General features: G+C 62.9%; 30 protein-coding genes and 1 pseudogene. 15 read left to right on the top strand and 16 right to left on the bottom strand.

Features of this window, described 5'->3' with window-relative positions:
- Window positions 1–12: 12 nt before the first annotated feature.
- On the bottom strand, window positions 13–870 hold the full coding sequence (locus FJ543_RS13330) for an alpha/beta hydrolase (RefSeq protein ID WP_140875406.1): 858 nt from the start codon (window positions 868–870) through the stop codon (window positions 13–15).
- 151 nt (window positions 871–1021) lie between these two features.
- On the opposite strand from FJ543_RS13330, the gene FJ543_RS13325 reads away from it, so the two are divergent.
- The 6 genes and pseudogenes from FJ543_RS13325 (at window position 1022) to FJ543_RS13300 (ending at window position 5064) form a co-directional block, all read left to right on the top strand.
- Window positions 1022–1450, top strand: a complete 429-nt coding sequence (locus tag FJ543_RS13325) for a MarR family transcriptional regulator (protein ID WP_140875404.1) — start codon at window positions 1022–1024, stop codon at window positions 1448–1450.
- Window positions 1451–1686: 236 nt separating this feature from the next.
- Window positions 1687–2328 carry a 50S ribosomal protein L25/general stress protein Ctc gene (locus FJ543_RS13320; RefSeq protein ID WP_015316085.1) on the top strand — a complete coding sequence of 214 codons (642 nt, stop codon included), beginning with the start codon at window positions 1687–1689 and terminating at the stop codon, window positions 2326–2328.
- A gap of 24 nt (window positions 2329–2352) precedes the next feature.
- On the top strand, window positions 2353–3108 hold the full coding sequence (gene pth / locus FJ543_RS13315) for an aminoacyl-tRNA hydrolase (RefSeq protein WP_140875403.1): 756 nt from the start codon (window positions 2353–2355) through the stop codon (window positions 3106–3108).
- A 96-nt stretch (window positions 3109–3204) separates the two neighbouring features.
- A complete protein-coding gene (gene ychF / locus FJ543_RS13310; RefSeq protein ID WP_015316083.1) occupies window positions 3205–4308 on the top strand; it encodes a redox-regulated ATPase YchF in 1104 nt (367 codons plus the stop codon).
- 172 nt (window positions 4309–4480) lie between these two features.
- Window positions 4481–4687, top strand: a complete 207-nt coding sequence (locus FJ543_RS13305) for a type II toxin-antitoxin system RelE/ParE family toxin (protein ID WP_041163329.1) — start codon at window positions 4481–4483, stop codon at window positions 4685–4687.
- Window positions 4688–4691: 4 nt separating this feature from the next.
- Window positions 4692–5064, top strand: a pseudogene (locus FJ543_RS13300) (helix-turn-helix transcriptional regulator).
- A gap of 115 nt (window positions 5065–5179) precedes the next feature.
- Here the strand turns inward: FJ543_RS13300 and guaD are convergent.
- Window positions 5180–6547: a guanine deaminase gene (gene guaD / locus FJ543_RS13295; protein WP_140875401.1), complete on the bottom strand. Its 1368-nt coding sequence runs from the start codon at window positions 6545–6547 to the stop codon at window positions 5180–5182.
- Between the two features lie 136 nt (window positions 6548–6683).
- On the opposite strand from guaD, the gene FJ543_RS13290 reads away from it, so the two are divergent.
- From FJ543_RS13290 to FJ543_RS13280, 3 genes are all read left to right on the top strand, one after another.
- Entirely contained in the window at window positions 6684–8018 is a 1335-nt protein-coding gene (locus tag FJ543_RS13290; protein WP_015316080.1) for a solute carrier family 23 protein, read from the top strand.
- Between the two features lie 151 nt (window positions 8019–8169).
- Window positions 8170–8637, top strand: coding sequence for a MaoC family dehydratase (locus FJ543_RS13285; RefSeq protein ID WP_140793083.1), 468 nt, complete (start codon window positions 8170–8172; stop codon window positions 8635–8637).
- Window positions 8634–9092 carry a MaoC family dehydratase gene (locus tag FJ543_RS13280; RefSeq protein WP_140875399.1) on the top strand — a complete coding sequence of 153 codons (459 nt, stop codon included), beginning with the start codon at window positions 8634–8636 and terminating at the stop codon, window positions 9090–9092. Before FJ543_RS13285 ends, FJ543_RS13280 begins: the two co-directional genes overlap by 4 nt.
- A 44-nt stretch (window positions 9093–9136) precedes the next feature.
- Here FJ543_RS13280 and FJ543_RS13275 read toward each other — a convergent pair whose 3' ends face one another.
- The 5 genes from FJ543_RS13275 to petA form a co-directional block, all read right to left on the bottom strand.
- Window positions 9137–9682, bottom strand: coding sequence for an adenine phosphoribosyltransferase (locus tag FJ543_RS13275; protein ID WP_013893474.1), 546 nt, complete (start codon window positions 9680–9682; stop codon window positions 9137–9139).
- 231 nt (window positions 9683–9913) lie between these two features.
- Entirely contained in the window at window positions 9914–10609 is a 696-nt protein-coding gene (locus FJ543_RS13270) for a phosphatase PAP2 family protein (RefSeq protein ID WP_015316076.1), read from the bottom strand.
- 282 nt (window positions 10610–10891) lie between these two features.
- The gene (locus FJ543_RS13265; RefSeq protein WP_015316075.1) at window positions 10892–11764 is read right to left on the bottom strand and encodes a cytochrome c1; all 873 of its coding nucleotides are present in this window, start codon (window positions 11762–11764) and stop codon (window positions 10892–10894) included.
- A 27-nt stretch (window positions 11765–11791) separates the two neighbouring features.
- On the bottom strand, window positions 11792–13093 hold the full coding sequence (locus FJ543_RS13260) for a cytochrome b N-terminal domain-containing protein (RefSeq protein WP_015316074.1): 1302 nt from the start codon (window positions 13091–13093) through the stop codon (window positions 11792–11794).
- Window positions 13094–13109: 16 nt separating this feature from the next.
- Window positions 13110–13670: a ubiquinol-cytochrome c reductase iron-sulfur subunit gene (petA, locus tag FJ543_RS13255; RefSeq protein WP_140617687.1), complete on the bottom strand. Its 561-nt coding sequence runs from the start codon at window positions 13668–13670 to the stop codon at window positions 13110–13112.
- Window positions 13671–13985: 315 nt separating this feature from the next.
- Between petA and FJ543_RS13250 the strand changes: the two genes are divergently transcribed.
- Window positions 13986–14330, top strand: a complete 345-nt coding sequence (locus FJ543_RS13250; RefSeq protein WP_140617686.1) for a cupin domain-containing protein — start codon at window positions 13986–13988, stop codon at window positions 14328–14330.
- A gap of 16 nt (window positions 14331–14346) precedes the next feature.
- Here FJ543_RS13250 and FJ543_RS13245 read toward each other — a convergent pair whose 3' ends face one another.
- The 5 genes from FJ543_RS13245 to FJ543_RS13225 are packed head-to-tail and all read right to left on the bottom strand — an operon-like array spanning window position 14347 to window position 19487.
- Window positions 14347–14658, bottom strand: coding sequence for a DUF6665 family protein (locus FJ543_RS13245; protein WP_140875397.1), 312 nt, complete (start codon window positions 14656–14658; stop codon window positions 14347–14349).
- A gap of 1 nt (window position 14659) precedes the next feature.
- Window positions 14660–15151, bottom strand: coding sequence for a GNAT family N-acetyltransferase (locus FJ543_RS13240; protein WP_224622987.1), 492 nt, complete (start codon window positions 15149–15151; stop codon window positions 14660–14662).
- Window positions 15152–15155: 4 nt separating this feature from the next.
- A complete protein-coding gene (locus FJ543_RS13235) occupies window positions 15156–17039 on the bottom strand; it encodes an ABC transporter ATP-binding protein (protein ID WP_140875395.1) in 1884 nt (627 codons plus the stop codon).
- A 10-nt stretch (window positions 17040–17049) separates the two neighbouring features.
- The gene (locus FJ543_RS13230) at window positions 17050–18936 is read right to left on the bottom strand and encodes an ABC transporter ATP-binding protein (RefSeq protein ID WP_140617682.1); all 1887 of its coding nucleotides are present in this window, start codon (window positions 18934–18936) and stop codon (window positions 17050–17052) included.
- 29 nt (window positions 18937–18965) lie between these two features.
- Complete coding sequence (locus FJ543_RS13225; RefSeq protein WP_181166335.1) at window positions 18966–19487, bottom strand: hypothetical protein; 522 nt, start codon at window positions 19485–19487, stop codon at window positions 18966–18968.
- A gap of 283 nt (window positions 19488–19770) precedes the next feature.
- Between FJ543_RS13225 and FJ543_RS13220 the strand changes: the two genes are divergently transcribed.
- Together FJ543_RS13220 and soxR are read left to right on the top strand one after the other, a co-directional pair.
- Window positions 19771–20229, top strand: a complete 459-nt coding sequence (locus FJ543_RS13220; RefSeq protein WP_015316066.1) for a tRNA (cytidine(34)-2'-O)-methyltransferase — start codon at window positions 19771–19773, stop codon at window positions 20227–20229.
- Between the two features lie 130 nt (window positions 20230–20359).
- Window positions 20360–20806, top strand: coding sequence for a redox-sensitive transcriptional activator SoxR (soxR, locus tag FJ543_RS13215; protein ID WP_140875393.1), 447 nt, complete (start codon window positions 20360–20362; stop codon window positions 20804–20806).
- On the opposite strand, the gene FJ543_RS13210 is transcribed toward soxR, so the two are convergent.
- Window positions 20803–21060 (bottom strand): hypothetical protein, encoded by a 258-nt coding sequence (locus FJ543_RS13210; protein ID WP_023770299.1) that lies wholly within the window; start codon window positions 21058–21060, stop codon window positions 20803–20805. The two genes, soxR and FJ543_RS13210, sit on opposite strands and share 4 nt — an antisense overlap.
- 168 nt (window positions 21061–21228) lie before the next feature.
- On the opposite strand from FJ543_RS13210, the gene hemF reads away from it, so the two are divergent.
- From hemF to FJ543_RS13195, 3 genes are all read left to right on the top strand, one after another.
- Window positions 21229–22143, top strand: coding sequence for an oxygen-dependent coproporphyrinogen oxidase (hemF, locus tag FJ543_RS13205; RefSeq protein WP_140617679.1), 915 nt, complete (start codon window positions 21229–21231; stop codon window positions 22141–22143).
- A gap of 297 nt (window positions 22144–22440) precedes the next feature.
- Complete coding sequence (locus FJ543_RS13200; RefSeq protein ID WP_023770301.1) at window positions 22441–22701, top strand: DUF1344 domain-containing protein; 261 nt, start codon at window positions 22441–22443, stop codon at window positions 22699–22701.
- A gap of 187 nt (window positions 22702–22888) precedes the next feature.
- A complete protein-coding gene (locus FJ543_RS13195) occupies window positions 22889–23074 on the top strand; it encodes a DUF1059 domain-containing protein (RefSeq protein ID WP_015316061.1) in 186 nt (61 codons plus the stop codon).
- Between the two features lie 6 nt (window positions 23075–23080).
- On the opposite strand, the gene FJ543_RS13190 is transcribed toward FJ543_RS13195, so the two are convergent.
- The 3 genes from FJ543_RS13190 to FJ543_RS13180 are packed head-to-tail and all read right to left on the bottom strand — an operon-like array spanning window position 23081 to window position 25601.
- The gene (locus tag FJ543_RS13190) at window positions 23081–24343 is read right to left on the bottom strand and encodes a CCA tRNA nucleotidyltransferase (RefSeq protein WP_140875391.1); all 1263 of its coding nucleotides are present in this window, start codon (window positions 24341–24343) and stop codon (window positions 23081–23083) included.
- Window positions 24340–24972, bottom strand: coding sequence for a CoA pyrophosphatase (locus FJ543_RS13185; protein ID WP_140875568.1), 633 nt, complete (start codon window positions 24970–24972; stop codon window positions 24340–24342). Before FJ543_RS13185 ends, FJ543_RS13190 begins: the two co-directional genes overlap by 4 nt.
- Window positions 24972–25601 (bottom strand): DUF1285 domain-containing protein, encoded by a 630-nt coding sequence (locus FJ543_RS13180; RefSeq protein WP_140875566.1) that lies wholly within the window; start codon window positions 25599–25601, stop codon window positions 24972–24974. Before FJ543_RS13180 ends, FJ543_RS13185 begins: the two co-directional genes overlap by 1 nt.
- Window positions 25602–25743 lie beyond the last annotated feature (142 nt).

Below are 25743 nucleotides of genomic sequence, written 5' to 3'. Positions count from 1 at the left end.
GGCAGGAGGGCTTCAGGCCCTGAAGAAGGCCAGCAGGTCGGCGTTGATGATGTCGGCGTGGGTGGTGGCCATGCCGTGCGGAAAGCCCTTGTAGACCTTGAGCTCGCCCTTCTTGAGCAGCTTGATGCTCAGCAGCGCCGAATCTGCGATGGGAACGATCTGGTCGTCGTCGCCATGCATGACCAGCACCGGCACGTCGATCTTCTGGAGGTCTTCGGTGAAATCGGTTTCCGAGAAGGCCTTGATGCAGTCGTAATGCGCCTTGGTGCCGCCCATCATGCCCTGGCGGTACCAGTTGTCGATAATGCCCTGCGAGACCACGGCGCCCGGACGGTTGAACCCGTAGAACGGGCCAGCGGGAACATCCACGTATAGCTGCGCGCGGTTGGCGGCGACGCCGGAGCGGAAGCCGTCGAAGACCTCGATCGGCAGGCCGCCGGGATTGGCTGGAGTCTTGAGCATGATCGGCGGTACCGCGCCGAGCAACGCTGCCTTGGCGACACGGCCACCCGCTCCATACTGGGCGACATAGCGCGCCACCTCGCCGCCACCCGTCGAATGGCCGACATGGATGGCGTCCTTGAGGTCGAGATGCGCGACAAGTTCAGCCACATCGGCGGCATAGGTGTCCATCTCGTTGCCGATATCCGTCTGCGTCGAACGGCCGTGGCCGCGGCGGTCGTGGGCGATGACCCGGTAGCCTTGGCCAAGGAAGAACAGCATCTGTGCATCCCAGTCGTCGCTGCTCAGCGGCCAGCCGTGATGGAACACGATGGGCTGACCGGTTCCCCAGTCCTTGTAATAGATCTGCGTGCCGTCCTTGGTGGTGATCGTGCCGCTGCCTGAGCCTGGTTTGGTCTGCGAGGTCATCTCAATCTCCGTTTGATTGCTGTCGCGATAAACAATATCACGATACCAATATCGCTAACCCAGCTCGAGGTTCTTGTCCATGGAAATATGTATCGCGATATCTTTTTCCGTGGTACATAATGCGTGCGCTTAATCGGCAAAGGAACCCACCGTGCCTCTCCCGCTGGACAGTCAGCTCTGCTTCACGCTCTACGCCACCAGCATGGCGATCAATCGCACCTACAAGCCGATGTTGGACGAGATGGGGATCACCTATCCGCAATATCTCGTGCTCAACGCGCTGGGCGAGGCCGACGGCATGTCTGTCGGCACGATCGCGCACAGGCTCGCCCTGGAATCGAGCACGGTCACGCCGCTGGTGAAGCGGATGGAGCAGGCCGGCCTGGTTACCCGCCAGCGCAGCCAGACCGACGAGCGCCAGGTACAGGTCGACCTGACACCGGCCGGCCGCAAGCTGCTCGTCCAGTGCAACTGCCTGAACGCGACCCTGGTCGAACGCTCGGGCATGACGCTGGCCGAACTCGACACGCTGAACCGGCAGGTCCAGGCGTTGCGCGATGCGTTGAGCGGCGACCGGTAGCAACGGCCTTCCCACCGCCGCTTGCACGCCTGCCCGCCTTCCGCTATAGAGCCGCCACCCGCGTAGACACCCTTGGAGGCAACGCGGCGGAAGGCTGCCTTCCCCTTGTGATCCCGAACAAAGATCCGCTCGCTGCGGTTTCCGGCATTCGGACATCGAGGTCTGGCGGCTTTCGACGTTTACGGCCTGGTACATTGCCAACCGTAGGCGCTCCATAACACGCGAAAGGAAAAGCCATGAGCCACGATACTTACGAGCTCAAGGCCGAAGCGCGCGAACAGGTCGGTAAGGGGTCCGCCCGTGCAGTTCGCCGCAACGGTAAAGTGCCTGCAGTAATTTATGGTGACAGACAGCCTCCCCTGGCGATCGCGCTCACCTACAAGGACATCTACTACAAGATCCATGGCGGCGGGTTCCTGACCACGATCGCCACGATCGATGTCGACGGCAAGAAGATCCAGGTCCTGCCGAAGGACTTCCAGCTCGACCCGGTCAAGGATTTCCCTGTCCATGTCGACTTCCTGCGCATCGGCAAGGACACCGAAGTCAACGTCGATGTTCCCGTGCACTTCATCAATGAAGACAAGTCACCCGGCATCAAGCGGGGCGGCGTGCTCAACATCGTGCGTCACGAAGTCGAGTTCCACTGCCCGGCCAATGCGATCCCGGAATTCATCACCGTCGATCTCACCGGCGCCGACATTGGCGATTCGATCCACATCTCGTCGGTCAAGCTGCCGGCCGGCGTCAAGCCGGTCATCTCCGACCGCGACTTCACCATCGCGACCGTTGCCGGTTCGTCGGCGATGAAGCCGGAGACCGAAGAGACAGCTGAGGCCGCGGCTCCCGAAGCGGCTCCCGCCGCCGAAGAGAAGTAACTCTTTTCACGCCCGGAGGCGACGATGCCAGAAAAGACAGCGCTTGTCTTTGCCGGCCTCGGCAATCCGGGCGCGAAATACGCTGAAAACCGGCACAATGTCGGCTTCATGGCGGCGGACGCTATCGCCCGCCGCCATTCCTTTTCACCCTGGTCGAAGAAGTTCCAGGGCCTGATTTCCGAGGGCACGCTCGGCGGCGAAAAGATCATCCTGATCAAGCCGCAGACCTTCATGAACCTGTCCGGCCAGTCGGTCGGCGAAGCGCTGCGCTTCTACAAGCTCGACCTTTCCGCCCTCACCGTCTTCTACGACGAGATCGACCTTGCCGAAGGCAAGCTGCGCATCAAGACCGGCGGCGGCGCCGGCGGCCACAACGGCATCCGCTCGATCGACGGCCATGTCGGCAATGCGTACCGCCGTGTGCGCATCGGCGTCGGCCATCCCGGCGTCAAGGAAATGGTCCAGCATCATGTGCTCGGTGATTTCGCCAAGGCCGACCGCGACTGGCTCGACCCGCTGCTCGACACGATCGCCGACAATGCGGCGATGATCGTCAAGGGCGACGAATCCGGTTTCATGAACAAGGCCGCCCTTGCCGTCCAGGGCAAGACCGGCGCCGAACCGGAAAACCCGGCGCGGAAGCAGTCGAGCCCGAAACAGCAAAGCCCGAAACAGCAAAGTCATGTCCGCCAGGCCCGCCCTCAGCAGCCGGTCGCCAAGCTGCCGGAAAGCGGCCCCATGGCCGCCATGCTGAAGAAACTCTTCGGCAACAAGGACTGAGGCGTAGGCGCATGCGGCGTCACGGGACTTGACGTTCCCAACCCCTATCGCCCATAGCCTCATCAAATTTCGCTTTTCCCGATAGGACTGGATAAAATGGGTTTCAAATGCGGCATCGTTGGCTTGCCCAACGTCGGCAAGTCGACGCTTTTCAACGCGCTGACGAGGACGGCCGCCGCGCAGGCCGCCAACTACCCGTTCTGCACCATCGAACCGAACACCGGCGAGGTGGCGGTGCCCGATCCGCGCCTGCAGAAGATCGCGGCGATCGGCAAGTCGAAGGAGATCATCCCGACCCGCATCTCCTTTGTCGACATCGCCGGCCTGGTCCGCGGCGCCTCCAAGGGCGAAGGCCTGGGCAACCAGTTCCTCGCCAACATCCGCGAGGTCGACGCCATCGTGCATGTGCTGCGCTGCTTCGAGGATGACGACATCACCCATGTCGAGGGCCGCATCGACCCCGTCGCCGACGCCGAGACGGTCGAGACCGAGCTGATGCTCGCCGACCTCGACAGCCTCGAGCGCCGCATCGTCCAGTTCCGCAAGCGCGCCGGCAGCAAGGACAAGGAAGCGACGACCGTGCTGCCGATGATGGAGGCCGCGCTCGAGCTGCTGCAGGCAGGCAAGCCGACCCGCATCCTGCTCGACGGCATCTCGGCGGAAGATCTGCACATCTTGCAGGGCTTGAACCTTCTGACCTCACATCCCGTGCTCTACGTCTGCAACGTCGCCGAGGCGGATGCGGCCACCGGCAACGAGCACACCAGGGCCGTGGAGCAGATGGCCGCAGCGCAAGGCGCCCGCACTGTCGTCATTTCGGCCGCGATCGAAGCCGAGGTTGCGCAGCTCTCCGACGAGGAAGAGATGGAATTCCTGTCCTCGCTCGGCCTCGACGAGCCCGGCCTGAACAAGGTGATCCGTGCCGGCTACGAATTGTTGCAGCTCATCACCTATTTCACCGTTGGGCCGAAGGAGACGCGCGCCTGGACCGTGCACAAGGGCGCCAAGGCGCCGCAGGCGGCCGGCGTCATCCACACCGATTTCGAGCGCGGCTTCATCCGCGCCCAGACCATCGCCTACAACGACTTCGTCACGCTGGGCGGCGAAGTGGCGGCCAAGGAAGCCGGCAAGGCACGCGACGAAGGCAAGGAGTACGTCGTCCAGGACGGCGACATCATGCTGTTCAAGTTCAATACCTGAGGAGGTCGCGGCGGAGCGACCCAACCGTCAGTCGGACAGCACCATCCCTGCCGCAGAGTTCTCGCGGGGGTATTGAAGACCATAAGTCGCCTTACCCCGATCAGCACCCGGTGGAGACCGATGAAAGCCATGTCCCATTATTTGCTAACGCAAATTTCTAGCTTGCGCGCGGATGCCCGCCAACACGGCTCGGCTGATCACTGCTAAAATCGGCCAATATGCAGCCGAACCGGCCAGCTTGGCGAAAAATGTCAAACGGCTGAAAGGCCGGCCAGGCTTCAGGCTTAGGGTCGGGGACTACCGTATTATCTTCGATCAGGAAGGCACGGTAATGGACATTCTGGAGATCGGACCGCGCGGTAGCATCTACGAGGACTGAGGACATGAACAAGCCCACCATCATTACCACGCCGAATGGCGACCGTATGGCTATTCTGCCACTCGCTGATTACGAGAGCCTTGTTGAAGCGGCGGAGGACGTGGCCGACATTCAAACCTACGATCAGATCAAGCAAAAGATCGCTGCCGGCGAGGAGGAGCTTATTCCGGTCGCCGTCGTCAACCGCATCCTGGACGGCGAATAAGATCCGCGTCTGGCGCGAGCATCGCGGGATTTCGGCTCGCGACCTCGCTGAAAGGACTGAGATCAGCGCAGGCTATCTCTCGCAGATCGAGACAGGCACCCGCGACGGTAGCTTCGACACGATCAAGCGCATCGCCGCCGCCCTCAATGTCTCGGTTGACGATCTCGTATAGCGCCCGTTGCGAAAGACGAAAACGGGCTGTCGTATTCCATGCTCGCAGGCGCTGCCGACGTCGGCACAGGGCCATGTTTATTTGCGCAGGCGAGGCCACTACAAGTGAGCGTAGCTTAGCTACAGCCGACCACCGGCCGGCCTCCGACCCAAACAGTGGCAATATTGGCCCGTGCCGCATTGAGCACGATCTTCTGAAAGACGTCGTCGAGCGTATCGTCGGCGCCGTTGACATGGATGTTCGAGGCGCTCGCTTTGGTGTCGATCAGCAGCGCGTCGAATTCGTGTCCGACGCGAAAACTGCCGGTCGGCAGGTCGAGCGCTTCCGCGCCTCCCGCGGTTGCCAGCCAGAACGCTTCCTGATGCGTGATCGGCTCGCCGGGCGCGCCGCGCTCCTTTGCCGGCAGGCCGGCATGCACGCCGCTCTGCAATGTTCTCGAGGCCGACAGCGCGTTCCGGCAACCGTCGAACAGCGATGGGCTGTAGCCGCCTGAAATATCGGTGCCGAGCCCGACATGCATGTGCCGGTCGAGCGCCTCGCGAAGCGGAAACACTGCATTGGCGAAGTAGACGTTGGACAGCGGGCAATGAGCGACGCCGGCGCCCTTCTCCTTGATCAGGTCCATGTCCTGCCCATCGATGAAGTTCGAATGCGCCAGGATCGTATGACGGGTGAGCAGGCCGAAACCATCGAGGCTTGCCGCATCCGTTTGGCCGAAGCGCGCTTCCACGAACTGCTTTGCCCAATCGCTTTCGGAGCAATGGGTCTGCACGTGGCAACCGAACTCTTCCGCGAGTTCGCCCAGCCCCTGCAAGGCCGCGTGGGTGCAGCTTGGAATGAAGCGCGGCGTGATCACCGGCTGGACAAGCGGCCTCTCGCCCGGATCCAATGACATGACGGCCTCGATGAAGCGCCTGGTATCCGAAACAGCGCTTGCCGCATCGGCATCGCGATAGAAGGGCGGACACTGTTCGGGGTCGTCCATCACCACCTTGCCGACCAGGGCACGCTGGCCTTTCTCAAGACATGTCTCGGCGAGCGCCACGCTCGCCGAGACATGGACGGTGGCGAAATAGAGCGCGGTGGTGGTGCCGTTGGCGAGCAGATTGTCGACCAGATCAGCATAGACCGCGCGAGCATAGTCCAAATCCGCATAGCGGGCCTCGAGCGGAAAAGTGTATTTCCGCAGCCAGACTTCGAGCGGCACGTCCAGCGCCTTGCCCATCTGCGGCCATTGCGGCGCATGGATGTGCAGGTCGACGAGCCCCGGCAGCAGGAACTGCCCCTCGCCAAGTTCCACCAGCCTGCCCGCCCGGCGGGCATCGCTTATCGTGGCCGTGTATTCCGGGTGGCCGGGCGCCAGGATCTCGGCGATGCGCCCCTGTGCGTCGACGCAGAACAGGTGCTCCTCCAGCACCTCCAGCCTGCCGCGCTCAGGCGTATGGAAGGCGGTGCCGAGCAGCACGAAAGGATCTGCCGTCATATCGTCGCTCCGGTGCTGCTGGCGGGCGGGGCTGCCAATGCGTGGCCTAGAAGAAAACAGTTGGCAAACATTTCCGCCGCTGTCCTTTGCCGCCGACTGATCCCATGATCGGCCGGGAATTTCCAGAGGGGACATCATGGAACGCGTTGCGCCAGAAATCAGTTTGATCGCCCAGCCGGACGATCCATTGCCCCTGGGCAAGGCCGCCCTGCTCGGCCTCCAGCACGTGCTAGCGATGGACGTCTATATCGTGCCGTTCATCATCGCGTCGGTGCTTGCCTTCAGCGTCGGCGACGCCGGCGCCTTCATCCAGTCGGCCTTCGTGGCGGCAGGCATCGCAACCCTGATCCAGTCGCAGTTGCTGATGCGGCTGCCCGTCGTCCAGGGACCGTCCTTCGTCCCGATCGGCGCGGTGCTGGCGATTGCCTTTGGCGCCGGCGGCGGCCTGCCGGGCCTGTCGGCCGTGATCGGCGCACTCATTCCGGGCGCCATACTGGTCATGCTTCTGGGATCGCCGACAAAGCTCTTCCACCGCCTCGTCAACCGCTTCGTGCCGTCCATCGTCGGCGGCGCCATCATCATCGTCGTCGGCGTCGCGCTGATGCCGGTGGCACTGAAGGAGAGCGTCTTCGCTGTCCACGGCACCGCCACCGTCGGCGGCAACATCGTCCTCGCCTTCGTCGCCGCGGCGGTGCTTGTCGGCTGCATGCTGATCGGCATGGCGCTTGGCGCGAAAGGCGCATGGCTGCGCCTGCTGTCCGTGATCATCGCGCTTGTGGCTGGCAGCGTGGCCGCCGCCTTCATGGGCCAGCTCGACATGACGGGCGTTTCCGCCGCGACCTGGTTTTCCATGCCGCGCATCGCCTTCCTCAATCTCGATGTCACCTTCTCCTGGTCGGCGACGCTGACCATGCTGATCGTCTACATCGTCGTCCTGGCCGAAACCACCGGCACCTGGTTCGCGGTCGGTGCCGTCATCGACAAGCCGCTCTCGGACGAGCAGCTCGACCGGGGCGCCACGGGCGAAGGCCTTGGCTGTCTGATCAGCGCGCTGCTGTGCAGCACGCCGGTCACCGGCTATTCGTCCAACGCCGGCATCATCGCCATCACCGGCATCGCCAGCCGTGCCGCCTTCGGGGCGGCCGGCATCTTCCTGGTGCTGTTCGGGCTGATCGGCAAGCTTTCGGCGGTCATCGCCTCAATCCCGGGGCCGGTCATCGGCGGCGTCTTCGGAGTGCTTTGCGTCGTCATCGCCATGAACGGTTTTCGGGTGGTGCGCGGGACGCCGCTGACCGAACGCAACATGCTGGTCATCGGCCTGCCCATCCTGATGGCGCTGTTCGCCACGCTGGTACCGCCGGATTTCGTCAAGACGCTGCCCGATATCGTGCAGTACATTCTGGGCTCATCCATCGCCTTCGGCGCCGTCTGGGCGATCGTCCTGCACCAGATCCTGCCGAACGCCCGCTAGGCGATCGGAGGCGCCGCGGCTGACCCCTACGGCCGCCGCGGACCCGATCGCGTCGGTTGGCTCACCAGAAAGGGCTTGACCAAATCGCCCGCGGCCTGCATCCGGGTTTGCCGATCCAAACGGATCACGCGTTCTGCAGGGATGCCAGACCATGACCGCGAAGACATGGGCCTATGAGGACTTCGTCGAGGGCGCCTCGTTCGACCTCGGCACGAAAGAGGTGAGCGCGGCCGAAATCATCGAGTTCGCCAGCGAATTCGATGCACAGCCGATGCATCTCGACGAGGAGGCCGGCAAGGCGAGTATTCTGGGCGGCCTCTCGGCTTCAGGCTGGCACACCTGCGCCATGTTCATGCGCATGCTGTGCGATGCCTTCCTGCTGGACTCCACCTGCCAGGGCGCACCAGGAGTCGATCAGGTCAAATGGAAGAAGCCGGTGCTCGCCGGCGATACGCTGCGGGGCAGCCTGGTGGTTCTGGCCAGGCGCCTGTCGAAATCGAAGCCGCAACTCGGCTTCGTGACCATGCGCAGCGAACTGGTCAACCAGCGCGGCGAAAGCGTCTTCGAGCTCGAGAACTCCGTCATGTTCCTGACGCGCGACGCGGGGAATGCGGCATGACGCTCGACGAATTCTTCCGCATCGGCACCACGGTGACGCTGGGCTCGCACAGATTCGAGCCCGAGGCGATCAAAGCGTTCGCCCGCAAATACGACCCGCAGATCTTTCACATCGACGAAGAGGCCGCGAAGAAGAGCGTGCTCGGCGGCCTCTGCGCCTCCGGCTGGCATACCGCCGCCACCTGGATGAAGCTGAACCTGGAGAGCCGCCTGGACGCCGAAGGCTGGGACGGCCCGGTGCCCGAATTCGGCCCCTCGCCCGGATTCAAGAACCTGAAGTGGCTGAAGCCCGTCTTTGCCGGGCAAACCATCACCTTCACGCGCACGGCGCTGTCCCACCGCCCCATCGCGTCCCGCCCCGGCTGGCGGTTGCTGGCGCTCCTCTGCGAGGCCAATGATTCGACCGGCGGCAAAGTGCTGGTGTTCGAAAGCGCGGTGCTGGTGAAGGTGGAGTAGCACAGGCCCTTCTTCCTTCTCCCACAAGGGTGAAGGGAAAATGCTCAATGGCCCTCGAACCCGATCAGCGTTCGCACCGGCACGCCGAGCGCTTCGAGCTTGGCGCGCCCGCCCAAATCCGGCAGGTCGATGACGAAACAGGCGGCGAGAATGTCGGCGCCGATCTGGCGCAGCAGCTTGACCGCCGCTTCAGCCGTGCCGCCGGTGGCGATCAGATCGTCGACCAGGATCACCTTCTCGCCGGGCGCGACGCCGTCCTTGTGCATCTCCATCTCGTCCAGCCCGTATTCCAGGCTGTAGGCGACGCGCACGGTCTCATAAGGCAGCTTGCCCTTCTTGCGGATCGGCACGAAGCCGGCCGAGAGCTGGTGAGCAACGGCGCCGCCCAGGATGAAGCCGCGCGCTTCGATGCCGGCGATCTTGTCGATCTTCTGCCCGGCATAGGGATGCACCAGCTCGTCGATGGCGCGGCGGAAGGCGCGCGCATTGCCGAGCAGCGTGGTGATGTCGCGAAACAGGATGCCGGGCTTGGGATAGTCCGGGATGGTACGGATCGAGGCCAGCAGCGTGTCTTCGAGAGAAGGTTTCATGAAGCGGCTCCGAATGATCCGGCTGACAAAGTGAAACGGCGCGGGGCCGATCGTAACCCGGCGCGACCGACAACGGCTAGCGCGATGTGGCGACCGAGACAAGCGCATCCGGCAAAGGAATTGACTACGGGCTGGGAGCAACCACCAGGCGATTTTCCTCCTGTTGGGCGCAGCCACGAAAAAGGGGCGCCCGAAGGCGCCCCGCTCGAACGGATGGCTATCGGCCAAATCCTACATGCCGAGATCGGAACGAAGCTCCGCCCTGGCCACGTCGTACTCGGCCTTGAAGTCATCCCGGTTGAGCAGGACGGCGGCGATGACGCTGCCGGAAATCTTGCCCATCTCGACGTCGGACGGATAGTGGATGCCGCCGACGATGCGGTTGTGGGCGAACTCGGCCGCGCGCGCCATGATCTCAGCACGCCTTTCCGGAACCATGTCGGACAGGATGATGCCCATCATCGTGCCGACGGTCGCATGGCCGGACGGCCAGGAACCGGAGCTCGACAGCTTGACCACGGGCTTGACGAGATCGCTGAGCTGGTGCGGACGCGGGCGCTTCCAGACATCCTTGGCCGGATCGACGACGGCGCCTTCGGTCTCCACCACGCGATCGAAGAAGGCGCTGAATTTCGGCAGCTTGTCCTTGTTGAAGTTCGGCCCCATGACATCGGCGAAACGCCAGACGTTTTCCTCGGCGTCGGCGATGGCGCGGGCTTCCATCTCGGGTGTGCGCGTGACCTGCATGGTCAGCACTTCGCCAAGCTCGGCCTTGGTCTCAGCCGAATCATTGGCCGGCGGCGGCGGCAGGATCATCGTCAGGTCGACATCCTTGTTGGTGATGAATGGTTTTGCGTCTTCGGCGCGGGCCGCGGAACCTACGACGAGCAGCAGCAGGCCTGCCGCAAGCGATGCGTATCTTTTCATGGGCGTGATCCTTTGATGAGAGCGCCGCAGGATCGCGATGTGTGGTGACGGCCATGTGACACCGCCGAGACGTGGAGGCGCAATCCACTCAAAAAGCAGAAAGGGCACCTCGCGGCGCCCCATGTTGTACACTGAACGGCCCAGGGCCTTTGAGATTCAGGTCAGGCCGAATCGAAAACGATGGTTTCCGAGAACCGGAGCGGAGCGTACTTGAAGTACGTGAGCACCGGAAGCGCAGGAAGCCATCGTTTGCAGACCGGCCTCACCTGAAGATCAACAGGCCTAGTGCGCGACGGCTTCCCACACCTTGCGCTTGGTCAGGTAGACCAGGGCGCCGAACAGAAGCAGGAACACCAGCACGCGGAAGCCCATCTTCTTGCGGTCTTCCATGTGCGGCTCGGCAGCCCATGTCAGGAAGGCAGCCACGTCGCGGGAATACTGGTCGATGGTCTGCGGCGAACCGTCGTCATAGGTGACCTGGCCGTCGGAGAGCGGCTTGGGCATCTTCAGCGACACGCCGGACATGAAGTACGGGTTGTAGTGCGTGCCTTCGGGGATGACCATGCCGGCGGGCGGCGTCTGGTCGTAGCCGGTCAAGAGCGAATGGATGTAGTCGGGACCACCGGCATCATACTGGGTGAAGATATCGAAGACGAACTGCGGGAAGCCGCGCTCGACGCCGCGCGCCTTGGCCAGCAACGACATATCCGGCGGCGCCGCACCGCCATTGGAGGCAGCGGCGGCTTCCTCATTGGCGAACGGGGCCGGGAAATGGTCGGACGGCTTGCCGGGACGGTCGAACATGTCGCCGGCATCGTTGGGGCCGTCATGGATGGTGTATTCGGCTGACAGCGTCTTGATCTGCGCGTCGCTGTAGCCGAGGTCCGAAAGCGTGCGGAACGCCACCAGGTTCATCGAATGGCAGGCCGAGCAGACTTCCTTGTAGACCTTCAGCCCGCGCTGCAACTGCGCCTTGTCATAGGTGCCGAACGGGCCGGTGAAGCTCCAGCTCATTTCCTTCGGCTCGTTGATCGGGAAATGCGTCGGTGCCGCCGCGTTGTGCGCCTCTTCGGCCGCGAACGCCCAAGTGCCTGCAACTCCGGTGCCGGCGGCCACGAGGCCGACCAGCGCAAGCGAGGTGAGAATCTTTTTCATGCCAAATCCCCTTAGATTCTCTACCGCTCAGCCCTTGGTCTCAGGTGCTGCCGTGGCGCCCGCCGGATGCCCGCTGCCACCCTTGTTCTTTTCGAGCACCGCCTCGGTGATCGAGTTCGGCAGCCTGCGGGGTGTCTCGATCAAGCCGAGCACCGGCAGCGCGATCAGGAAGAAGGCGAAGTAGAACAGCGTCGCCATCTGCGCCATGAACACATAGCTGCCTTCCGCCGGCTGCGAGCCCAGCCAGCCCAGCAGGATAGCATCGGCCACGAACAGCCAGAAAAACAGCTTGTACCAGGGCCGGTAGACCGCCGAGCGCACCTTGGAGGTGTCGAGCCACGGCACCAGGAACAGCATGACGATGGCGCCGAACATGCACAGCACGCCGCCGAGCTTGGAATTGATCGGCCCGATGTTGAACGTGATGGCGCGCAGGATTGCGTAGAACGGCAGGAAGTACCATTCCGGGACGATATGGGCCGGCGTCTTAAGCGGGTTGGCGACCGTGTAGTTGTCCGGATGGCCGAGATAGTTCGGCAGGTAGAAGACGAAGTAGGCGAAGACGAACAGGAACACGATCATGCCGAACGCGTCCTTGATGGTCGCGTAGGGCGTGAAGGCCACGGTATCTGTCTTCGACTTGACCTCGATGCCGGTCGGGTTCGACTGGCCGACGACATGCAGCGCCCAGACATGCAGCACGACGACGCCGGCAATCATGAACGGCAGCAGGTAATGCAGCGCGAAGAAGCGGTTCAGCGTTGGATTGTCGACGGCGAAGCCGCCGAGCAGGAGCTGCTGGATCCAGTCGCCAACCAGCGGAATGGCGCTGAAGAAGCCGGTGATGACAGTGGCGCCCCAGAAGCTCATCTGCCCCCATGGCAGCACATAGCCCATGAAGCCGGTCGCCATCATCAGGAGGTAGATGATGCAGCCGAGGATCCACAGCAGCTCGCGCGGCGCCTTGTAGGAGCCGTAATAAAGACCGCGGAAGATATGCAGGTAGACAGCGATGAAGAAGAACGAGGCGCCGTTGGCGTGCATGTAGCGCAGCAGCCATCCGGAATTCACGTCGCGCATGATCTTTTCGACCGAACCGAAGGCGAGATTGGTGTCGGCCGTATAGTGCATGGCCAGCACGATGCCGGTCAGGATCTGCGCCACCAGCATGATCGCCAGGATGCCGCCGAAGGTCCACATATAGTTCAGGTTGCGCGGCACCGGATAGGCGATGAAGCTGTCATAGACCATCCTGGGCAGCGGCATGCGGGCGTCGAACCAGCGTTCGATACCGGTCTTCGGCGTGTAGGTCGAGTGTCCCTCGCTCATCGAAATATCCCCTGCCTCAACCGATAAGGAGTTTGGTGTCGGAAACGAATTTGAATACCGGAATCGCCATGTTCTCCGGCGCCGGGCCTTTGCGGATGCGGCCGGCCGTGTCGTATTGCGAACCGTGGCACGGGCAGAACCAGCCGCCGAAATCGCCTTCCTGGCCGAGCGGGATGCAGCCCAGATGGGTGCAGACCTGAACCATCACCATCCAGGCCTCCTTGCCGGGCGTGGTGCGGTTGGCGTCGGTCGCCGGCGCATCGGACGGCAAATTGGCGTTGCGGGCGATCGGATCCTTGAGATCGGAGAGGCTGACGGCCTCGCCGTCCTTCATTTCCTTCTCGGTGCGGTTGCGCACCACGACCGGCTTGCCGCGCCATTTGACGATCAGCGAGCTGCCAGGCGCCAGCGAGGAGACATCGACCTCGACCGAAGCGAGCGCCAGCGTCGAGGCGTCGGGGCGCATCTGGTCGATGAACGGCCAGGCCACGGCACCGGCGCCGACCACGGCGGCCATGCCGGTGGCGACGTAGAGAAAATCTCGACGATTGGGATCGTGGATATCGGTTGCGCTCACGGGTGCCTGATCCTTTCGCCTCTTCCGCGCCGGTGGCCGAGCCTTGTTCCCCGCTCAATCACGCCAACCCGACAGCGCATGGCGAACAGGCTAGCGAATTCCTCCGGCATTTGGACTTCGGTTTATGCGTGAAGGCCGTTTTTGTCCAGACGGGTGAAGGCACAAGGGCAGATTGTCGCGGGGACAAAATCCCCTCGTGTCCGGCGGGACGGCGAATGGCTGCAAAGGGCGGCTAAACAACCGGGAAATATCAGCAAAATCCAAGGCTCCGGCTTGCGTCGACACAGGGCGCCGGTGTGATCTATCCTCCTTCGCATGGCGCACGTCATCGATCGCGAGCAATGGGCTGTTCGTTCCGACCACTGGAAGGGCGAACTGCAGTGCGGTGCCTACGGCTCAAACTCCTGCCTGATCTTCAATCACCTGCCCGACGTCGGCGGCGGCCCGCGGCTGCACGCCCATCCCTATGCGGAGATCTTCATCATCCGCCAGGGAACCGGCCTCTTCACGGTCGGTGACCAGGAAATCGAGGCTTCGGCGGGGCAGATCCTGATCGTGCCGCCTAACACGCCGCACAAGTTCACCAATCTCGGTCCCGGTCCGCTGGAAACGACCGACATTCACGAAAACGGCAGCTTCATCACCGAATGGCTGGAGTGATTTCTAAAAACTGATTTTACGCGGCGCCCAGCCTCACTAGAACCGCCCTGGGGATATTGTATTCGCGGATCACGGCGTCATGCTTGCGAAGGCCGCACAGTTCGCGCTGGATGAAATAGGCGTGAACGGCCACGGCAGCCTCCTTGAGCAGACGGGGGCGCAACCCATCGTCCCCGTTATCGCGCAACCGCGCCAAGGTTTCTTCGACGCGCTGGCCGGCCCGCCCGAGCGCCGCCGCCTTCTCTGCCAGGATTTCATGGCCAAGCGCGTCGAAGGCCGCGTCGGCGGCCGACGTGCCGGCAAGATGGGACGGCGGACGCAAGGACATTTCAGTTCCCTTTCCCGAACACCATGCGATGGGTGACGAATTCTTCGCCCTCCACGCGCTGAAAACCAAGCCGTTCATAGAAAGCGAAGGCTTCTGGCGGCGCGCGGGTGTTCAACACGGTGAAATACTGGCGGGCTCGGTCGATCACGATCTCGACCAGCGTTCGGCCAAGGCCGGCGCGACGGTGACGCGCGCTGACGAACAGGTGGCGGACCCGGCCGTGGTCCCTGCCCTCGAAATAGGGATCGATGTTCAGCCCGCAGACACCGGCGAGTTCGGCGCCATGCCAGGCTCCGAACAGCGCCTCGCCCCGCTTCAGGAACTTGTTGCGGCCGCTTGCCCAGCCATCGCCCAGACGCACCAGCATCCAGTAGCCTTCCAGCCGGCTCTCTTCCTTCAGCATGTCGAAGGCCGCCACGGTTGGCCGCAAACGCTTGAGCGTGTAGCCGATCTCTGGGCCGATCTCCGGACTGAGCTCTGCCGATCCACCCACGCGCCTACTCCGCCGGCCGCGTCTCTTCCAGCACGCTTTCCTCGTGATAGAGGAACCCGCCGGACTGGCGCTTCCACAGCCGGGCATAAAGCCCGTCGAGCGCCACCAGCTCGTCATGCGTGCCTTGCTCGACGATGCGGCCGCCGTCGAGCACCACCAGGCGGTCAAGTGCCGCGATCGTCGACAGCCGGTGGGCAATCGCGATCACGGTCTTGTTCTCCATCAGCCGCGTCAGATTCTCCTGGATCGCCGCCTCGATGTCGGAATCGAGCGCCGACGTCGCCTCGTCGAGGATCAGGACCGGCGCGTCCTTGAGGAAGACGCGGGCGATCGCCACGCGCTGACGCTGACCGCCCGACAGTTTCACGCCGCGCTCGCCGACAAAGGCTTCGTAGCCCTGGCGGTCCCTGTTGTCGCGCAAAGTCAGGATGAATTCATGGGCCTCGGCTTTTTTCGCCGCCGCGACGACCTGCGCATCGGTTGCGTCGGGCATGCCGAGCTTGATGTTGTCACGCAGCGAACGGTGGAACAGGGCCGTATCCTGGCTGACGACGCCGATATTGGCGCGCAACGAATCCTGCGTTACACCAGAGACGTCCTGGCCATCGATGGTGATCTGGCCGCTTTCGAGATCGTAGAGGCGCAGGATAAGGTTCGCCAGCGTCGTCTTGCCGGCGCCCGAAGGCCCGACCAGCCCGACCTTCTCGCCCGGCTTGACGACAAGGTCGATGCCGTTCAGCACCCCAAACCCCTTGCCGTAGTGGAACTCGACATTTTTTACGTCGATGCGCCCACCCGCCACGACCAGTTCCCCGGCGTCCGGTGCATCGGTCAGGCCGAGCGGCTGCGAGATCAGCGCCTTGGAGTTCTCCAGCACGCCGAGATTCCGCAAGATGCCGTTCATCTGCATCATCAGCCGGCCGAGCAGCATGTTGAGCCGCAGCACCAGGCTGAGCGTGAAGGCGACCGCCCCGACCGTGATCGAGCCCTCGACCCAGAGATAAACGGCAAAGCAGCCGATCGCCGTGATCATGATGCCCGACAGCGTCGTCAGCGCCATGCGCACGCCGGTCAAGCGGCGGGTGAAGGGCCGCAATGCGTCGAGATAGATGTCGAAGCCGTTCCTGATGTAGCGATCGTCGCCGTCGGCCGCGAACAGTTTCAGCGTCTGCACATTGGAGTAGGAATCGACAATGCGGCCATTGATCATGGAGCCCGCCTCCGCCGTCGCTTCGGCGTGCTTGCGGATTGCCGGCAAATAGCGCTTCGCCAGAAAGCCGAAGGCGGTGATCCAGACCACCACGAGTGCCGCCAGCCTGAGGTCAAGCCCGGCGACCAGCGCCAGCGTCGTCGCCGTATAGACGACCATGAACCAGACGACCTCGATGAAACTTTCCATCAGGTCGCCCGTTGCCTGCCCGGCCTGCCAGACTTTCGTCGCGATGCGGCCGGCAAAATCATTCTGGAAGAAGGCGTAGGATTGGCGCGAGACGTGCCGGTGCGCCTGCCAGCGCACCAGATTGTAGAAGCCGGGCGTGATCGTCTGTTCGTCGACCAGCGCCGACAAGGCGACGACCACGGTGCGGATGATCAGCACCACCGCGATCATGAACACCAGTTCGGGGCCGGCGGCGGTCCACAGCGCGTGCCAGCTTCGCTCGCCGGGCAATTGGTCGAGAATATCGACCAGCCGTCCGACGAAATAGAACAGCCCGGCCTCGACCAGCGGCGCGATGCCGCCGATGACCAGCATGGCGAAGAAGGCGAACTTCGCTTGCCCGACATAGTGCCAGAGGAAGCCCGTAACGCTGGCCGGTGGCCGAAGATTCGCCGGCTCCCTGAACGGGTAGACCCAGGTCTCGAACCAGCGGTAGACGGCTGTCATCATGCGGCGGTCATCATTCTGCGGCTTGCCCCTTTGCTATTGCGTCATTGGCGGCTTCGACTGGGACGTCATCGAGCAGGAACCCACCCGACTGGCGCTGCCAGAGCTGCGCGTAGAGCCCGCCTCTGGCGACCAGTTCCTCGTGCGAGCCCTCCTCGATGACGCGACCCTGGTCCATCACGACGAGCCTGTCCATCGCCGCGATGGTCGACAGCCGGTGCGCGATGGCGATGACGGTCTTGCCTTGCATGAGCTTGTAGAGGTTCTCCTGGATGGCGGCTTCCGCCTCGGAATCGAGCGCCGACGTCGCCTCGTCAAGGATAAGTATGGGCGCATCCTTCAACATAACGCGAGCAATGGCGATGCGTTGCCGCTGACCGCCGGACAGTTTGACGCCGCGGTCGCCTACATAGGCGTCGAACCCCTTGCGTCCATGATGGTCCGAAAGTCCTGATATGAAATCCATCGCCTCGGCCCGCCGCGCCGCCTCGAGCAGCATCTCGTCGGTGGCATCGGGCCGGCCGTAGAGGATGTTCTCCCGCACCGAACGATGCAGCAGCGAGGTGTCCTGCGTGACCATCCCGATCTGGGCGCGCAGCGAATCCTGTTTCATGCCGGCGATCTCCTGGCCGTCGATCAGGATCCGGCCGCTTTCCAGGTCGTAGAAGCGCAGGAGGAGATTGACCAGCGTCGACTTGCCGGCGCCCGAGCGGCCGACAATGCCGACCTTCTCGCCCGGCTTCACCGCCAGCGACAGGTTTTCGATGACGCCCTTCTGCTTGCCATAATGGAAGCGGATATCCTCGAAGCGGATATCGCCTTTGGAAACGATGATCTCCTTGGCATCGGGCCTGTCCTCGACTAGGCGCGGCAACGAAATCGAGGCAATGCCGTCCTGCACCGTGCCGATATTCTCGAACAGGCTCGACATTTCCCACATGATCCACTGCGACATGCCCCACATCCGGAGCACCAGGCCGATGACCACCGCGACCGCACCGATCGTCACCACTTGCCCCATCCACAGCCACAGCGAGATGGCGGTGACCGAGAACAGCAGCAGCGCGTTCAGTATGTAGAGCGAGCCGAACAGCAGTGTCACCAGCCGCATCGACCGGTAGACCGTGTCGAGGAAGCCCATCATGCCTTCCCTGGCGAAGGCGGCCTCGCGGCGTGAATGGGAAAACAGCTTGACCGTCTGGATGTTGGTGTAGCTGTCGACGACGCGACCGGTCATGGTCGAGCGCGCATTGGCCTGCTCCTCGCCGACCTTGCCCAGGCGCGGGATGAAGAAGCGCAGCAGCAGGATGTAGCCGACCATCCAGACGCCGAGCGGCGCGGCCAGCCGCCAGTCGGCCGAACCGACGATCAACAGCATGCCGAGGAAATAGACGACGACGTAGTTCAGGACGTCGATCACCTTGATGACGCATTCGCGCACGGCAAGCGCGGTCTGCATCAGCTTGGTGGCGATGCGGCCGGCGAACTCGTCCTGGTAGAAGCTCATCGATTGCTTGAGCAGGTAGCGGTGCACCTGCCAGCGGATGCGCATGGGGTAATTGCCCATCAGCGTCTGCTGGTTGAGCAGGGAATGCAGCCAGACCGTGCCGGGCAGCGCAAACAATACGATGAAGGCCATGCCGGCGAGTTTCCAGCCCTCCGTCTGCAGGAAGGTTTCGCGGTTCTGCCCCGACAGCCAGTCGACGATGCGGCCGAGGAAGCCGAACATCCACACTTCCGCGATGGCGATGGCCGCGACCAGCACCGCATCGACAAGAATATAGGGCCATGCCCCGCGCGTATAATGCAGGCAGAAGGCAACAAGCGTCTTGGGCGGCTCGACCGGTTCCGCGGCCGGGAACGGATCGAGCTTTCTTTCAAACCAGCTAAACAACAACATAGGTCACGCCTGTGAGATCTGTTTTCCGCTTACGCGGCTTGGCGGCGTACGAAGTCCTCGGACCGCATGGCATCGAGGGCCGACGCTCCGGAATCATCCGGAGCGTCGGCCCTGCTTCGCGCTATATAGGGGTTCGCCGGCTTTTCGCCGACAGCCACCTTTGTCGATCCTGACGACATGGCGCCACCAGTCCGGTTTTTCGCGCCTGGCCGGATCAGCCGGATGATCCGGCGCACCAGCGACGGACGGCTCGGATCGGGTACCGCGCGCGAGAAATCGACATCCGGCAGCATGCCGCGATGTGGACGCCGGCGTACTTCGGCATGAACCGCCGACGAATAGGTGTCACCGATCAACAGCGCCCAGGTCGGCAGCCGGTGGATATGCAGGCTCCTCGAGCCGGGTATTCTATAGGGATCGAACATCGGTCCGTCCTCCGTGTTGAAATAGAGATAAAAAGGATGATCGACGTCGTGCCGCGGGATCGGCGGCGGATCAGTCGGAACGCGTTGGGACGGGGCCATCGGCCCCTTCGGCAGCTTGAAAAACATCGCGGGTTTCCTTCGAAGACCAGGGTATGGTTTCGGCGGAAATCGGTGCGGAAGTGTCTAAAAGATCAGGAGAAACGTCGTACCGAAACCGCCAGGGCGCAAATAAGCCCACAGGTGGGGCGCTGGATGTACATGGCCATCATGAATTACCCCTCCATCGGTTCGGGTTGACAATGCCGGTCATATACCCGACTTCGAAAAAAATGGCCACCCGCAGGTCCAGGAATTTCCAAAACCAGGAAGCTGCTGTGGCCGATCTGCCACTTATTAGAAGGACGCGGAAGTGAACCCTGGTCTCCGCATCGCGCTCTACCAGCCTGACATTGCCGGCAATACCGGGACAATCCTGCGCTTCGCCGCTTGCCTCGGCCTCGGCGTCGACATCATTGAGCCGGCCGGCTTTCCGCTCTCCGACAAAGCGCTCAAGCGCGCCGGCATGGACTACCTCGAAATGGCTGCCCTGACCCGGCATGTCGACTGGGACGCCTTCGAGGAGTGGCGCAAGGCCCGCGCGGATCGCATGGTGCTGCTGTCGACCAAGGCTACGACCCCCTACACCGACTTCAGCTTCACCGACCGCGACATCCTCCTGTTCGGTCGCGAATCCGCGGGCGTGCCGGATCCAGTCCATCAGGCGGCGGATGCGCGGCTGACGATCCCGATGCAGCCCGGTGCGCGCAGCATCAACGTCGCCCTTTCCGTGGCCATGGTGGCGGGCGAAGCCGTCCGGCAACTCCGATAGGGGATCGCCGGCAGCGCCGTCAGCGGTGATTTTTGCCCAGGCGCACATCCGCCTTCTCCTTTGGTTTGCACAGTCAGACTTTCTTGGCTACAAGCTCAACTAAACTTGAGGTCAAGCGGAAAGTGCGAAAATGGCGCCGGTAACGGAATTGACGGTCGGCCAGGTGGCCACGCGCAGCGGGGTGGCTGTGTCGGCACTGCATTTCTACGAAGCCCGCGGTCTGATCAGCAGCCATCGCACGGCAGGCAACCAGCGGCGCTACGGCCGTGACGTGCTGCGCCGGGTGGCCATAATCCGGATTGCCCAGGAGGTCGGCATCTCGCTCGCGGAAATCGGTGCCGCGCTTGAATCATTACCTGAAGGCCGCACGCCGACGCGCGAGGATTGGAATCTGCTTTCAACGGCTTGGCGCGATAGCCTCGACCAGAAAATCAGCCAGCTAAGGAAGCTGCGCGACGGCTTGACCGACTGCATAGGCTGCGGCTGCATGTCGATCGACAAATGCCCGCTTCGCAATAAGGGGGATCGGCTGGCAAGGGAGGGAACGGGCGCGAGGCGCCTGCTAGCCGAGCGCTAATCCGCGGCCGGCAGCCGCCTTATCGTAAACTCGATAAGATCGCCCGGGCGTTCGAACCAGCTTTCGATCTCGGTCCAGTAGGCCTGCTTGGGGAAGCGCTCGAACCATTCCTTGGCCTTGAGACGGGCGTCCGAGCGCGGCAGGACGAAGGTCTCACGCAGGAAACCGTCGCGCGGCATGCGTGCGCGCTCGGCCCGGCTTTGATCGAGCCTTTTCTTCAGGCCATCCAGCGGCGGTCTTGCCGGGGTGCGCACGAAACAACTCCTTGCACCTGGCGCATGACCCCGAAATCGGAATCGGGTTTCGGAAAGGATCATGCGCGAAACCAAAGTGACTTGACCCTATCCCTTAAGAGATTAGGGATCGCGCCCGGAAAAGACGAGTCTTTTGTCGACTCACCGCCCCGCAACCGGAGACGGCACTTGGAACGACCTGAAATACCGGCGGGGCTGCCTGCCGACATCGAAGAAAAGAAGATGAAGGCCCGGCTTTGGTTCGAGGCGCTGCGCGAGCGCATCTGCGGCGCTTTCGAGCAGATCGAGCAGGATCTCGGCGGGCCGCTGGCTTCGTGGTCACCGGGCCGTTTCGAAAAGACGCCCTGGGAGCGTGATCACGGCAAGGGCGGCGGCGGCACCATGTCGATGATGCACGGCCGCGTCTTCGAGAAGGTCGGCGTCCACACTTCGACTGTTCATGGCGAGTTCTCGCCCGAGTTCAGGAAGCAGATGCCCGGCGCCGAGGAAGACCCGCGCTTCTGGGCATCGGGCATTTCACTGATCGCGCATCCCTGGAACCCCAACGTTCCGGCCGTGCATATGAACACCCGCATGGTGGTGACCTCGCGCCAGTGGTTCGGCGGCGGCGCCGACCTGACGCCGGTGCTCGACCGCCGCCGCACCCAGGACGATCCCGACACGATAGCCTTTCAGCGTGCCATGCAATTCGCTTGCGAGAAGAATGCCGCCGTCGCCGACTATCCGAAATTCAAGGCCTGGTGCGACGAGTACTTCTTCCTGCCGCACCGCAACGAGCCGCGCGGCACCGGCGGCATCTTCTTCGACTACCTGCATCCGGAAGAGGAGAAGGGCGGCTGGAATGCCAATTTCAACTTCGTCCAGGATGTCGGGCGCTCTTTTCTCGTGGTCTACGGTCACCTCGTGCGCGCCAACTTCAACGAGAACTGGACCGATGGCGACCGCGACGAACAGCTCGTTCGCCGCGGCCGTTATGTCGAATTCAACCTTCTTCACGATCGCGGCACCATCTTCGGGCTCAAGACCGGCGGCAATGTCGCCTCGATCCTGTCCAGCCTGCCGCCGGAAGTTCGCTGGCCATAAAAAAATTGTGAGCGCGATGTGAGGCCGCATTGATGTCCCATTGTTCGAATCTGGGCGCGGAATGTGACACAATGAATATCTTTTTCGTCTAATATCCATCTGATAAGACTGGGTTATTTATCGCATTCGGGTCGGGAAGCGCCGGTGGTTTGCCCGAGGGCAATTCCAGGAAAATGCGGTTTTCCCTTCGGAATTGCGTCGGAACAGGCGAACCGCGACTCGACGCGACCGGACGGCCCGAAGACGATGCGGATCATCTTCGTCAAAGGATGGCCGCTTTCCCAGGAGTGTATCAGCATGAGAAAGATCATTGTTTCCGCTGCCGCAGCTGCCCTTCTTGCTTCCGGTTCGGTGGCGTTCGCCGCCGTCAAGCACACCACCGGAACGGTCAAGAGCTTCGATGCGACGGCCAAGAGCCTGGTTCTCGACAATGGATCGTCTTTTACGCTTCCCCAAACCTTCAAGGATCCTGGCCTGAAGGTCGGCGAGAAGGTCAGAATTTCGTGGGACATGAGCGGCAAGGACAAAGTTGCCGAGGCAGTCAAGATCGTGAAGTGACGGCCTGCCCGCCGGGCTAGCGTAAGAGGGCGGAGCAGCGCTGCTCCGCCCTTTCACCGTTGACCGCAACCAATATCACACCATCTGTGTTATGGTTCTCACCCCCGCCCATGATCGGAAAAGTCGGATCATGGGCCAAGAAAGTACCGGGGCCTTGCAGGCTCCACGGAGGAAAAGGAGAAGTCCGATGAAGGAATTTCACTGCGGGTCGCTGGTTCCCGGCTGTGAGTGGCATACCCGTGCCGGCGAGGAGGCCGAAGTGATGCGCCGTGCCGTCGAGCATATGCGTGAGACACATGGCGAAACGACCATCCGCGAGACGATGATCGAGGCTATCCGCTCCCGAATCGAGAAGGTCCGCGACGCGGCCTGATCCTCATCAGCCTTCAAGTGCCTCCGCGGCGCGCTTGATCAGTGCGTCGCGATCGGGCGTAAAACTCGCATCGACCCATTCCGCTTCCAGGTTCTTGAGGATCTCCCCGAGCTTCGGCCCTGGTGTTGCGCCGAGCGCGGTCAGATCGGCGCCTCGCAGCGGAAATTCGGGCCTTTTCCATTTGAGCGCAAAGGAAAGTAGGCGCGAAAAGCCGCCGGCTTCGAGCAGCGCTTCGTTGTCTTCAACGGCCCGCACCCGCGCCGCGGCAAGCGAAAGCCGCAGGCGGTCGACAAATCCTTGGCGGTCGCCGCGATAGAGCCTCTTCGCCAATTCGCCCTCGGTCGTCTTCGGTTCGACCGCGATTGCCATCGACCAATGGCGCAGGCGATCCGCTTCAGCGGTCGAGAATTTCAGCCGCTCCGCAAGCGTCTTCATGCGCGCCGCATCCGGCGGCACCATCGCCTCCAGCCGCAGCATCGGATCCACCGCCCAGCCCAGGTCCTTCTCGGCCCTGGTCAATCCGTGGATCGCATCGATGCCCCATTTCTCGCTTTCCGACAGCGCGGCGGTCAAGACACCGGCCTGCCGCATCCAGAGCAGCGCCCGCGAGGGATCGGGTGCGGACAAGAGCTTTTTCAGTTCGGACCAGATGCGCTCCGCCGAGAGTTGGGCGAGGCCTTCCTTCAACCGGGCGCAGGCCTTCAGCCCCTCGGCGTCGGGCCGGCCTTCGCCATACCAGGCGAAGAAGCGGAAGAAGCGCAGGATGCGCAGATAATCCTCACGGATGCGTGCCTCCGGGTCGCCGATGAAGCGCAGCCGGCGCGCCTCGATGTCGGCGATGCCGCCGACAAGGTCGACAACGCCGCCGTCGGCCTCCGCATAGAGCGCGTTGATGGTGAAGTCGCGCCGCTCGGCGTCGAGCTTCCAGTCGCGCCCGAACGACACCTTGGCGCGACGGCCATCGGTCTCGACATCGGCGCGCAAGGTGGTGATTTCATAAGGTTTGCCATCGGCGACCACCGTGATGGTGCCGTGCTCGATACCGGTCGGCACCGCTTTGAAGCCTTCCGCCTCGGCGCGGCGAATGGTTTCCCGCGGCAGGCAAGAGGTTGCTATGTCGATGTCGGTGACAGGCTGGCCCATCAGCACGTTGCGAACGGCGCCGCCGGCGATGCGCGCCTCTTCACCGCCTTCGGTGAGCGCGCCAAGCAGGCGCTGCAGATGCTTGTCGAAGAGCCAGTCCGCCCTGCCCGCGATCGAAACACTCACGCATAGAGCCTTTCATACAGTGTGCGGATGATCCCGGCGGTGACACCCCAGATGCGCCGGTCGCCATAGGGCATGTCGTAGAAGAACCATTCGAGATCGTTCCAGATGCGGCTGTCGCGCTTGTGGTTGGCCGCGTCCATCAGGAAGCGCAGCGGCACTTCGAAGGCGGCGTCGACCTCATCCGCGTTCAGGGTCAGCTGGAAATGTGGCCGCACGATGCCTAGCACCGGCGCGATGCGGTAGCCGCTGCCGGCGACGTAATCGGGCATCCGGCCGATGATCTCGATGCGATCCTGGCCAAGGCCGATCTCCTCGAAGGTCTCGCGCAGCGCCGCCGCTTCCGGGCTTGCGTCGGTCGCATCGATCGTGCCGCCCGGGAAAGCCACTTGCCCGGAATGATTGCGGAGTTTTTCGGCCCGTTTGGTCAGCAGGACCGTCGCCTCGCCGTCATTGTCGACCACCGGGATCAGCACCGCGGCGTTGCGCAGCGGCTTGCCATGGTTGAGGCGTGGATGGCCGGGATTGAAGCGGTGATCGCCATAGTCGCCGCCGGCATGCGCCTCCGGCTGCGCGGCAAAGCGCGCGCGAAAATCCGCCGACGAAAACGGCGCTGGCGATACCTGGTCCATCATGCGCTCAACCGCTTCAACTGATCGGCCGGCATGATCGGAAACACGGCGTTCTTGGAGCGCACTGAAAACATCGTCCTGCCGTCGATTTCGATCTCCTCGCCATGCCCGACCAGTTCGTACATGACCGGCCGCGCCACAAGCGCCTCCAGCCTGCCGCGCACCAGCAGATACGGCTTCAAACCGCCGGTCCCGTTCTCGTCGACGAAGCGCAGCGGCCGCTCCGGTCCGGCCTCGATCACGTCGCCGACATTGGTGCGGAAGGTGATGACCTGATCCTCGCCTTCGCCCGAAACATCCATCTCGACGGCGACGAAAGGCGCATCGGCGACGCGGATGCCGACTTTTTCCACCGGCGTCACCAGATAGGTCCTGCCGTCGGCGTCCTTGCGCAGCACAGAGGAGAAAAGCTGCACCAGCGGCATGCGGCCGATCGGCGTGCCCAGGTAGAACCAGGTGCCGTCGGCCTTGATTTCCATGTCGAGATCGCCGCAAAAGTCGGGATTCCAGCGCTCGACCGGCGCCGCGCCCTTGCCTGCGCGGGCCGCGCGCGAGATCAGCGCCTCAAGGCCCCGAGCCTCGGTGGCCTGCGTAAGGCTTTGTTGGCGACGTTCGTGGTGTTCGCTCATCGTCACGAAATAGTCACTGTTGTTCCGCTTGTCAGCCTAAGTCTGTGATTTAAGTTCAACCATAGGCGCTCCGCGAGGCCGAATCGCGGCAGCCTATGGTATGGTGCGGGCCAGCATTTCCAAACCATGGCATTTCCAACCA

The organism is Mesorhizobium sp. B2-5-7 (assembly GCF_006440875.1).
Taxonomy (GTDB): domain Bacteria; phylum Pseudomonadota; class Alphaproteobacteria; order Rhizobiales; family Rhizobiaceae; genus Mesorhizobium; species Mesorhizobium australicum.
Note: the sequence above shows the minus strand (reverse complement) of the source record. Positions and strands in the feature narration are given on the sequence as shown.